The sequence below is a fragment of the Anaerocolumna sp. genome (assembly GCF_032079385.1).
Classification (GTDB): domain Bacteria; phylum Bacillota; class Clostridia; order Lachnospirales; family Lachnospiraceae; genus Anaerocolumna.
The window spans coordinates 98,176-108,948 of the sequence record NZ_DAMAUC010000008.1 but is presented as its reverse complement, the minus strand read 5'-3'; the positions used below and the strand labels follow the sequence as shown (position 1 = coordinate 108,948).

Below are 10,773 nucleotides of genomic sequence, written 5' to 3'. Positions count from 1 at the left end.
CCCGTCAAACAGGAGGCGGGCAGCAGATGCCCATGGTTGACCCCGACCAGCCGCCTGCAAATGTGAGGGATAACCAATCCCACCCAGCCGATGACCCCTGAAACGGTCACGCTGCCGGCCGTTGTCAGCGTCGCAAACAAAATCACCAGCCAGCGGGTGGTATTCGGGTTGATTCCAAGGGTAAAACAGTCCTCGTCGCCGAGGGAGAGAAGGTTAATCTTCCAGCGCAACAGATACAGCCCAATGATGCCGCCTATGATGGGAACAAAGGCAATCCCGATGTCACGATAGGTTGCATTTGCAAAGCTGCCCATCTGCCAAAAAGTGATGGCAGGTAGGGTTTCGGAGGCATCTGCTACATACTTAATCAGGGAAATGAGGGCCGAAAAGATGGAAGACACGATGATGCCGCCTAACACGACTGACAGAGTTCCCATCCCATTTTTTGTTCCCGCTAGAAAAAATACCAGAATCACGCTGGTCAGACCAAGGGTCAAAGATAGAATCGGCGGGAACAACCCCAATCCGCCGGTGAGCAAAATGCCCAACGCCGCGCCAAAGCCTGCGCCGGAACTGACCCCCAGCAAATCAGGACTTACCAACGGATTTTGAAAAGTGCCTTGCAAGGCAGAGCCGGATATGGATAATCCGGCCTCGACCATTGCAGCCAAAATGATTCGCGGAATACGCACATTGAAAACGACAAAGACGGCTGTTTCCAATGCGCTGTCTATATTGCCGTTCAGCTTGCCAGACAGGATAGCCGCAAGGTCAGAAAGGTGAATGCTGTACTTCCCCAACAATACCCCACCAATAACCGCTCCTGCCAGCAGCAAGGCACCGATGAGCATCGTCTTGTTGTAGTTTGCGTTATGTTCTTTCCTCATATCCCTGTCGCTTCCCGATTGTCTAAGATGGAATCAAGGTCTTGCTCTGTCAAGTCAACATTGTAATTACGCTGGTAGTATTCATTGATTTCCGTCCGAACCTCGCCGTTGCTCACAAGTTCTGGATACGCCTTGGAAACCAGCCAGAGAGGAAAGAGCGGGGAATCCGCACAAGGCGTTACCCAAGCGTAGGTCGTTCTCGGCACATCAAAGACCTGCTTGTTTTTCCATGCGTTCAGCAGAGACCAGTCCTGACCTTCAATGGAATTATCCAGAATATAGCTTGCAGGAACATCCTGAAAGCACATGATAAAGTCAGGATTCCACTCATAAATCTGTTCCATGCTGACCTCGCCGGTGCCCTCAACCGATGTAGCGACATTTTCGATTCCACTTAGAGCAAAAAAGCTCTGTGCCCAGCCATCAAAAGAGTCAGAACCCATGACCACCACGCTGCCTGCCTGATTGAGTTTGATGCAAAGCCCTCGTTTTTTCTGGTCTCCCACATTTTTCAACAGGCTCTCCAGCTTTGCATTGGTGTGGTCCCATTCCTTCTGAATACCCACAGAGGTATCCGTACCTAAAATTTCTCTAATCTGCGCATCCCAAGCAACTGACATTTTTTCCGGGCTGTTGATGCCTTTCATGAGAAAGTCTACCGCCGGAACATTGAGACCCTCAATACCTTTCTTCTGGAAATCACCATAATAAAAGATAATATCAGGCTCCAGCGCAAGCAGGGATTCAGTGTTGACGGCAAAGTTTACATCGACAAAGGAAGCTTCCACCGACTTCCAGTTGGGGAATACTTTTTCGACGATTTGCGGGTTAGAGGTCAGGAAGGAACGCGAGTTGATACCGACAATCATTTCGGTGTCCGGAATGGCGCTCACCACAAAGGACATGACCGGCGGGCTTAGAATTACGATTTTCTGAATATCGGCGGGGGCGGGGATGGTGACCTCATGACCGCCCAAATCTGTAATGGTGTACGACTCGCTTGATTCCACCGGAGCGGTGCTGGAGGGCGTTTCGAATGTAGCGGGTGCATTGGACTCATTGCCCTGTGATGCGGGCCTTCCGCAAGCTACAAGTGACAAGCACAGAGTAGCCGTCAATACAGCGGAAATAATCTTGTTTTTCATGTAAATATCCTCCTTGTATAAGTGTGTTTATCTGCTTCAAAGAACGGCAGATGTGCGTAGACGGTGGGCAATCACCAGCACCGTCCTTCCCGTCGCAAGCTCTGATATGGCTTCTTGAATCAGCATCTCGTTTCCGGGGTCATCATTGCTTGTAAATTCATCCAGAATCAGAAGATTCGAGCCGATATTTTTTCTTTTAATTTCGTTCACCAATAAGTCTTGCTTCAAAGCATCACCTCCCCTCGATACACAGAAAAGGCGCAATGCCGATAAAACACCCAAATGTTTTACCGGCACTGCGTCTTAGCGTCTGGCCTATCTGCAATTAAAACTTTATAATTTTTCACATTGATTAAATTTTCGTGCTTACACTTCGGGCAAAACAGGGGAAACCGAATCAAAACCGTATCTCTCCGAATTTGAACCCTCGTCTTATGTCCACATACAGGACACAGAACCCATTCGTTTTTTTCCAAATCCCCACCCCTCTTTCGCTCTGATATGATGCCTATTGGATTACACATGGTTTTTAATTAGACCGATTGCGTTGTCCAAAAAACCCTTGATGGCGGCTAATTTTTCGCCGGGCATATCTACGAGGAAATCGAAAAGTGCTTTATCCTGCTCATTGTGGTATTTCTCATGCTCCCGATAGGCTACCTGTCCTTTTTCGGTTAGATAGAGTAGACTGCGTTTTTTATCCTCGGTATCATCCTCTTTAATAATCAATCCTCGCTCCATGAGTTTTTGCAGAGTCTTGTGAACGACAGGTCGGGTAATGCCGAATTTTCGAGCAAGCTCGGCGCTGTGAATACCGGGAAAATCACCAATCATTTTGATAATGTGGATTTCCCCTCGATAGAAGGTCATGTCCTCACTGCCAAAGTCTAGGATGTTGGTTTTCGTGTTGGAAATCTGTTCGTTCAATTCAATAAAAGAACGAATGACATCGCCCGAACAAACATCTGAAGCAAATGCCCCCTTGCGATAGATTTGCCCTTCATACCGTGCGTCCTCCATGCGGTCGGCTACTGTCAGTCCTGCGTTTTGTACCGCCAATCCAATTTCCTGACTGCTTGGGGGTAGAGGCACGCCGTTTAGCAATCCTGACAGCCAGCTGAGCATATTGGGTGGAGCTTTTTGCTCGTGTTCCGGGTACTGACCGACAATCAACAAATATCCTCCATCCATTAAGGATGCGGATAATTTACCAATGAAGTCCGACAGATTACCCTTCACAAAGTTCAGAATGCCGGAGGCAATAATCACATCGTAAGGGCCGCCAAGAATATCTGTATTAAAATCCCCGGCAATCACATCAACCCGTTGATCCCCATGATGCTGACGTACAATCTTCTTTGTGACCTCTGCTACATCGGGGGCTTCAAAAATCTTTGCTCTGCTGTTAGTAAACTTCTTTGCAAACTCAATCGCTAAGATGCCTGTTCCACCACCCAAATCTAAGAGATGCAAAGGGTGCTCGGTGTCAGGATACAGCTTCATCATTTGATTCAAAAATGCCTGCACCCGCCCAGTATATAGTTCGGGAACGGTAACCCGTGCCATCTCCAAAAAATCATAGGCAGGCTTGGGTGCGCCAGATGATTTCACCTGTTGTTCCAGCCTTGCCAGCGAGGTCATATTCTCACGAAAAAGCAGAGCATCCCCCAAGAACACCTCGCTGCTTCGGGATAAGAAATCCTTTGTTTCTGACGTGTTGAAATAAAAACCGCCTTGCTTGTTTACCCATCCGCAGGAGGTCAGGGATAACAGCAGCAATTCAATTTGTCTTTTATCGCAGTTAAGTGCCGCTGCAACCGCATCCGATGTCTGTGGCGTATCGAGATGCGAGAATACATTCAAACGAATGGCTGCAAAAAGCAGTTGGGCTTCTTGATAATTGTGCATAATTTGATAATATTTCCCAGGATTATTTTCCATATTATATGCCATGATGAAATCCTCCTTTCTCTAATAAAAAATCAGTTAGTTTTATCTAACTACATTTGTAAGCATAGCATACGAATATAAAGATTGTCAAGCAAACAATTTACTTTATACTGTAATAATGGAAAATTCTAATTTGAAATAGTAACGCTGTTGCTGGTAAAAGAAAATAAACAAGGTGACCCCACATATGATAATAATTTTCTGGTAGTTTTCTGCTTTTGACATTCACGCTCCAGCTTGACAAACCTCATCGGACCTGTTACCATAAATTTACATCAAAGAAGACCGTACCAAAAGAAGAATAACGAATAGAAGCAAAGCCTAATGAAATCGACACCTGCCGTGTCGGTCTTATTAAGGGAATACGCCGAAAAGAACGGCTTTCCAAATCCAAGACTATGGGCGGACGATGGGTATTCGGGGGTCAGCTTTGACCGCTTCGGCTACAATGAAGTGATAACGGAAGTGGAAGCCGCAAAGCGTGGGGAACGTATCACCCCTAAGCCGCCTTATGGCTGCAAAAAAGACTCCAATGACCCGAAACGGATTGTTTCCAACGAGGACACCGCCCCGATCGTTCGGCGCATCTTTACCCTGTGCATAAGCGTTCTGAACGTTGGGAAAAATTACACCCAGCAGGTTGATGTCTATTTCAACTTTGCTGGTAGAGTTTAGGACAAGAGAAAAGCCGTAGGCCTAAAATCCTACGGCAAATCTCAAAAACTGAAAACATCCTTATTGAATTGGGGCATTAACAGTCCCTTCTTTTTTACATATGGCTAGTTCCTTATAATTTCCCTCCTGACCCTTACAAGTAAACTAATGCTTCATTACCTTTTTAATTAGTTTAAGATTCTTATCCGTATAAGGTGAATAACGTAAAGGTATATCGAATATGTTTTTATTCTTTAGCACACTCTTCTCATGTGAGAATGTGTGAATACTGTACTCTCCGTGATAATTCCCCATACCACTGCTGCCAACACCACCAAATGGCAGGTTGTGATTCGCAAGATGCATAACGGTATCATTCACACAACCTCCCCCAAAGGATACTTCCTTTAACAACTTTTGTATATATGTTTCATCCTGACTAAATATATAGCAAGCAAGTGGTTTTGAACGTTCCTTAACCTTATGGATAACTTTATCTATATTGTCATAAGATAAAATTGGAATTATGGGGCCAAAGATTTCATCTTTCATAATCTCACTCTCAAAAGAAGCCTCTGTAAATATGGCAGGTTCAATTTTAAGTGTTTTGTCATCACCCTTACCGCCTATTTTATTAGTTTCTCTTTCGATCAGTCCTTGTAATCTTTCAAAATGATCTTTACTTATAATTTTAGGATAATTTTCATTTTCTAATGGTTTGCCATACATACCACTTATTTGTTTCACCATCTGTTGTACTAATTGCTGCTTCACTTCACAATCCACCAGGACATAATCAGGTGCTACACAAGTTTGCCCTGCATTGAGAAGTTTACCCCATATAATACGCTTTGCAGCCAGTTCAATATCAGCGTTTTTATCTACAAAACATGGACTTTTTCCACCTAACTCCAAGGATAGCGGGGTCACATGTTCACTTGCTGCATGCATTACAATCTTACCTACCCGTTCACTTCCCGTAAAAAATATATAATCATACTTTTCTTTCAGAATTTCATCATAGCTATGCTTATTATTAACGCAATGAGCATACTTAGGCTCAAAGGTCTGATTGATAATCTCTGTAATGATGGCAGTTGTTTTTGCACTATTTTTAGATGATTTAATCACAATACAATTTCCTGCTGCCATAGCTCCCACCACAGGTGCCAGTGCTAATTGAAATGGATAATTCCAAGGTGATAACACCAGTGCCACTCCATATGGTTCTAACAAGGTATAACTTTTAGCCGGAAAATGTGTTATGGGAGTCTTAACCTTATGTGGTTTCATCCATCTTTTTAAATTCTTTTTCGCATAATGAATTTCATTTAATACAATGCTGACCTCTGTAAGATAGGATTCATATTCTGATTTGTTCAAATCTTCCTTAAGTGCTGAATATATCTTATCCTGATTCTGTATAATTGCATGTTCCAATTTTGTAAGCTGTTCTTTGCGAAACTGAATATCTTTCGTAACATTAGTAAGAAAAAACTCTCTCTGTAGTGAAACAAGTTCCTTCATCTCCATAATAACCTCGATTCCGGCGCTCTGACGCCTTTTAATAGCAATTGCATTTGCTCTTACCCGCAGACTGCGATTAAGAAATAGCATTTATCCTGATCTTAATATAGCAAACTAAGTGCTATAAAAAACATTCCATAATAATAAGTAGCCAGATTAATGATATGAACAGCCTTGGACTTCTTTTTATAAAAATAAAGAAATAAAATAAACCCATCTGAAATAAGAAATAAAGTTGTGCCCACACCAAGTAACAAATTTCCAATATTAAATTGTGAAAATAGAAGGTGCATACCTTTTGAAAAAATCATTGCTACCATAAATGAATATGCTGCTATTAATACGGTTAACCTGCCGGTTTCCATTCCATCTAACTTTGTTAATCCTATGGTAATAAAAACTGCTAATATAGGAAATATCAGGTCTGTCCAGGTTAATCCCTGCATTTTTGAGAATGCATATATAAAACAGCCATGACCAAAAGCAAAGGACAATAACCCCAAAATAAAGAGAGCTGCTTTTGACGTAAAATTCGTACCGGTTTCTACATAAGATAACTCATTTCCTTTTACCGTTTTATCACATACAACATTATAGAATCCAAGAATAATATCACCGACTAAACATAATAACAATGCCGGAAGTAACAAATCTAAAATCTCAATATTTGCTCCATAATAGGCGCAGAAAATAGCTACTGCAATAAAAATTATGCTATTGATCGTTTTCGCCAGAACGTAATATCTTTTGTATTTGGGCTTGCTGATCGTCCACATAAGAAACATAAATGGAATTGTATACAGTACAAACAAAAGTAAAGACTGAATTAGCTTCATGAAAATACTCCCCCTGTTCTGCTGCGCTTTTTATTTTCGAGATTAATATTTTTACTCCAGGCAGCCTTCCAAAACTCTATTTATATATAATTATACTTTTCCTAATATAGGAAGTCAATATCACTCCGAAATAGAAATGCCGTAAGAATAATTTTTATAATTTGTAAAACTATTGACAGCTACATTCTAAAGGTTCTTCTGAAGCTGTCACATATATTTCTGAAGGCACAGCAGAAGGACGATTGCCAATGAAATGCACTAAACTACAGCGGATTGTAAGCAACGGCTTTGAAATATTAAATTCAAAGCCGTTGCATTTGGTAATCCCACCCTCCACTAATTTCAGTTTCCTTTTTATATGGCTATCCACAATATTGGCCTAAGGTTTCCTTTAAATTATACTCTCTAAAATTCTGACCGACGCTAAAATCCGTTCCTCCGATATTCATTGTCAGATATTTCTTCATTTTTCACCTCCATTGCTGCTTATACCTGATCTTCCGTTTTAAGCGCTTTTCTCATTACAGCGAATTTTTCTACAATATGAAAACCTGCCTGGAGATATATTTTGGCTGCCGGATTCGTTTTTCCTGTATACAGCGACATATACCCCGCTCCAACCTTTTTCTCTTCCTGGCATAGAAGAAAGAACAAAATAGTTCCTAATCCATGCCCCTCATGTTCCTTATTTACTCCAATACCTGTAAAATAGCCTCTTCCGCTCTCCTGTCTTCTAATAGGACCTGCGAATCCAACGGTTCTTCCATTCTGGGCAGCTACTAATACAGGAGCTCCCTCTCTGGCTGCTTCTCTTATCTCCTTTTCCCATAAAGGATTATCCAGTTTTTGAAGCATGGTATCTAAATCATAATGCTTGCTTTTATCGAATAAAGAAACCTGATAACCGTCCTTTGCTGCCCGCTCCACCTTTTCCCATATAGTTGCCGGTATAGAGTAATTATCCAGATTCATATACATTGCACATTCCGTCGCCCGTTCTTCATAACCGTAATCCATTAATTCCTGATAAAGCCGGCTGTTTTTAAATACACCGGGGGCATTATTATGCTCATGGCGGTCCGTTCCCTTGATATACCAAGGAAGCATCATGGGATTAAAAAACAATATATCAGACTGGATTCTGCCTGACTTAGTAAAAGAATCTTCTAGCAAATCCATGAATTTTCTGTAATTATCCCTAGTTTCATACTTCTCATCAAGGAGGATGCAGGTAATATATCCGCTTACCTTTCCCAGTGGAATATCATCACCTACACAACCACATGCAAATCCAACAACAGCTCCATCCTCCTTCATAACAAAGGTATGATCCGGATTAAAATAAGGGTTTTTCGTAAATATTTGTGTAAAGCAGGCTATATCAATTTCCTTGTATCCCAGCTTTACAGCTGCCCTGTTCCACAGATTTATAATATCTTCAGTATCTTGTGATATGTATTTATCAATCATCTTTACACTTCTCCTTTTACTTATAAAAAGGAAGCTCTATAGCTTCCTTATATTGATGAAACACGGGATAGCATTTCAGATATTTTGATATCAAAATCAGTGCATGTTCTTTTACGACATCGCCAAATTATGAAAAACCTGTCTCACATGCCGAATCTTTTCCACTTCCCTTGAATAATACACCCGGTTCGTCAGCAGAATAGCATAACTATCCTTAACAGGATCTATCCAAATGGAAGTACCGGTATATCCTGTATGCCCAAAACTGCTGTCCGAAAAATATTCGCCTGCTGTCATATCCGGTATATTCTTAATACACCAACCCAATCCTCTGTTTTCTTCACACTTTCCCGTATAGTTTCTGGTCATAATTGAAATCGTATTTTTAGTAACAAGACCTCCTGCCTGATCTTCTCCTTCTTTCCACAACATGGCATCTGCCATACGGCACATATCTGTTATATTGGAGAATATCCCTGCATTCCCGCTTACACCGCCCATGTGGTATGCATTTTCATCGTGCACCTCACCTATTAAACGGCGTTTTCTCCATTGGCAGTATTCCGTCGGCATAATATTATTCCTATCTTCTCCCTTTGGACAATACATAGTATTACTCATCCCCAAAGGGCGGGTAACATAACTGCTTATTACTTCTTCCAGCGGCAGCTTTGTTATTTCTTCCAATACTCTGCCTAAGATAATAAAGCCAAGGCAGGAATATTCTACTCCTGAGCTTTTTCTTGGTAGAATATGTTTTAACACCTCAAATGCTCCTTCTCTGTCCTTACTCATCTCATATAACGGAATATGGGCAGGCAGCATGCTTGTATGTGTAAGCAGCTGGAAGATGGTGATTTTCCCCGTCTGACTATCTTTCCAGGATGGGAGATAAAGTTCCACTGTATCTGTTAGTGCAAGCTTACCTTCTTCCATTAGACGCATACATGCTAAACTAACAAATATTTTTGTACAGGAGGCTATGTCAAAAAGTGTATCATTATTCACGAATTGATCCGTTTCGCCTAACCTTCCAATACTATTAACGGTCAGCATATCCCCCTTTCTAATTGCGTAGGATACACCTGTAAATACTTTATTCTTTATACTGTCCTTTAAGAAGGTTTCCACTTTTTCCTTCATGGGAATCACGTCCTATCTTCTTTTTCTCCTAATAAAAACTGGTTTTAAATAATCTATATCCCATCTTAATATATGCCGTACTTCCAGTAAGCTATTTCAAGGTCTGATACTAATTTAGCATCTCATCTGTGTCCTGCTGCATCATTTAATATAGGGCCGCTGCCTGGAATGAATCATTTCCCATAAGGGGATTGCATCATATCTCAAAACATCAGCCCATAACAATAAATTTATTTTATAAAGTAAAGCATATCCTCTTTAATAAGTTTTATTAGAATGGTATTAATATTTCCATAATAGTAATAATTTTGTTGTACCGCATTTAGCTCTGTATCACCCAGACTTAATTTCGTATCATAAATACGAAGGGGTGCTGTTTTTTCAATTACAGGTATAAATCCACTCAGATCATTTGCCAAAACCATGAATTCTTCTGTGAGCCTCTTGGTATCATCGGAATCTGTTGCACTAAATAATTCAGCCAGCATATTCGTTATATTATATTCTTTTCCGGTTGTAGGTGCTGTCATAATTATATCCTTACCCGGTTCAACCTTAGGCCATCCTGCTCTTAAATTTGTGAACAGACCATAATAAGTTTCCCATGGATGTGCATAGGAATCTGCACCTGCCATGAATACACAGGAAATCATTTTTTCATCGGTTTTAGTAAAATCATTCCATACACCAAATTCCATAGGTTTAAAATCAATATTGAAGCCAAAGTCAGTAAGCATGCTGCTCATCGCTTCTGCTGTCATCATAAAAGAAGGCCAGGTGTTAATAGTAGCTATGGATATTACCGGAGCTTCCCCTTTGTCATCCACCCATTTACCATTTTCTTTCTTCCAGCCAACGCTGGTAAGAAGTTCTTCTGCTTTCTCGGGGTTATAACCGTAATCGGTTAATGTATCCATAAAACCTTCATTGGTATAAATATCCTGTAAAGAAGGAAGTAATGGACTGTTTTTTGTATCACCCATAAAGCTTCCGGGTTCCGCTACGGAAATCAAAGCTCTTCTATCCGTTGCTAAGGAAATTGCTTTTCTCACTTCTGGAATATCCAAAGGATAGTTATTTACATTCATTGAATAACCGATACTTGACATCTCAGGAATAAAAACTTTTCTCAAGGTGTCTGCATATTTTTTGTCTATCTGA

10 protein-coding genes and 1 pseudogene are annotated in these 10,773 nt (G+C 41.1%); 1 reads left to right on the top strand and 10 read right to left on the bottom strand.

Annotation, left to right across the window (positions count from 1 at the left end):
• The 5 genes and pseudogenes from RT261_RS08545 to RT261_RS08525 form a co-directional block, all read right to left on the bottom strand.
• On the bottom strand, window positions 1-887 hold an 887-nt coding region (locus RT261_RS08545), incomplete at its 3' end, for a FecCD family ABC transporter permease (protein ID WP_313131781.1).
• Window positions 884-2,032, bottom strand: coding sequence for an ABC transporter substrate-binding protein (locus RT261_RS08540; RefSeq protein ID WP_313131779.1), 1,149 nt, complete (start codon window positions 2,030-2,032; stop codon window positions 884-886). The genes RT261_RS08540 and RT261_RS08545, both read right to left, overlap by 4 nt.
• A 51-nt stretch (window positions 2,033-2,083) precedes the next feature.
• Window positions 2,084-2,206, bottom strand: a pseudogene (locus RT261_RS21140) (ABC transporter ATP-binding protein); the annotation flags it as partial.
• A 113-nt stretch (window positions 2,207-2,319) separates the two neighbouring features.
• Window positions 2,320-2,556, bottom strand: coding sequence for a cysteine-rich KTR domain-containing protein (locus tag RT261_RS08530; RefSeq protein ID WP_442871769.1), 237 nt, complete (start codon window positions 2,554-2,556; stop codon window positions 2,320-2,322).
• Window positions 2,549-3,985: a MarR family transcriptional regulator gene (locus RT261_RS08525; protein ID WP_313131775.1), complete on the bottom strand. Its 1,437-nt coding sequence runs from the start codon at window positions 3,983-3,985 to the stop codon at window positions 2,549-2,551. The genes RT261_RS08530 and RT261_RS08525 overlap by 8 nt, the downstream gene beginning before the upstream one ends.
• A gap of 321 nt (window positions 3,986-4,306) precedes the next feature.
• Here RT261_RS08525 and RT261_RS08520 point away from each other — a divergent pair, with 321 nt between their 5' ends.
• A complete protein-coding gene (locus tag RT261_RS08520; RefSeq protein ID WP_313131772.1) occupies window positions 4,307-4,657 on the top strand; it encodes a hypothetical protein in 351 nt (116 codons plus the stop codon).
• A 144-nt stretch (window positions 4,658-4,801) separates the two neighbouring features.
• On the opposite strand, the gene RT261_RS08515 is transcribed toward RT261_RS08520, so the two are convergent.
• From RT261_RS08515 to RT261_RS08495, 5 genes are all read right to left on the bottom strand, one after another.
• Complete coding sequence (locus RT261_RS08515) at window positions 4,802-6,169, bottom strand: aldehyde dehydrogenase (protein ID WP_313131770.1); 1,368 nt, start codon at window positions 6,167-6,169, stop codon at window positions 4,802-4,804.
• Window positions 6,170-6,264: 95 nt separating this feature from the next.
• Window positions 6,265-6,999: a lysoplasmalogenase family protein gene (locus tag RT261_RS08510; RefSeq protein ID WP_313131764.1), complete on the bottom strand. Its 735-nt coding sequence runs from the start codon at window positions 6,997-6,999 to the stop codon at window positions 6,265-6,267.
• 486 nt (window positions 7,000-7,485) lie between these two features.
• On the bottom strand, window positions 7,486-8,469 hold the full coding sequence (locus RT261_RS08505; RefSeq protein WP_313131759.1) for a GNAT family N-acetyltransferase: 984 nt from the start codon (window positions 8,467-8,469) through the stop codon (window positions 7,486-7,488).
• A 111-nt stretch (window positions 8,470-8,580) separates the two neighbouring features.
• Window positions 8,581-9,612, bottom strand: coding sequence for a serine hydrolase domain-containing protein (locus RT261_RS08500; protein ID WP_313131756.1), 1,032 nt, complete (start codon window positions 9,610-9,612; stop codon window positions 8,581-8,583).
• Between the two features lie 230 nt (window positions 9,613-9,842).
• A partial coding sequence (locus RT261_RS08495; RefSeq protein WP_313131753.1) for an ABC transporter substrate-binding protein occupies window positions 9,843-10,773 on the bottom strand: 931 nt, incomplete at its 5' end.

What these genes read in the sequence shown, in the direction of transcription:
- RT261_RS08510 (WP_313131764.1), bottom strand. Translation starts at nt 6,999, where the DNA reads ATGAAGCTAATTCAGTCTTTACTTTTGTTTGTACTGTATACAATTCCA.
- RT261_RS08540 (WP_313131779.1), bottom strand. Translation starts at nt 2,032, where the DNA reads ATGAAAAACAAGATTATTTCCGCTGTATTGACGGCTACTCTGTGCTTG.
- RT261_RS08515 (WP_313131770.1), bottom strand. Translation starts at nt 6,169, where the DNA reads ATGGAGATGAAGGAACTTGTTTCACTACAGAGAGAGTTTTTTCTTACT.
- RT261_RS08500 (WP_313131756.1), bottom strand. Translation starts at nt 9,612, where the DNA reads ATGAAGGAAAAAGTGGAAACCTTCTTAAAGGACAGTATAAAGAATAAA.
- RT261_RS08530 (WP_442871769.1), bottom strand. Translation starts at nt 2,556, where the DNA reads ATGTGTAATCCAATAGGCATCATATCAGAGCGAAAGAGGGGTGGGGAT.
- RT261_RS08525 (WP_313131775.1), bottom strand. Translation starts at nt 3,985, where the DNA reads ATGGCATATAATATGGAAAATAATCCTGGGAAATATTATCAAATTATG.
- RT261_RS08505 (WP_313131759.1), bottom strand. Translation starts at nt 8,469, where the DNA reads ATGATTGATAAATACATATCACAAGATACTGAAGATATTATAAATCTG.
- RT261_RS08520 (WP_313131772.1), top strand. Translation starts at nt 4,307, where the DNA reads ATGAAATCGACACCTGCCGTGTCGGTCTTATTAAGGGAATACGCCGAA.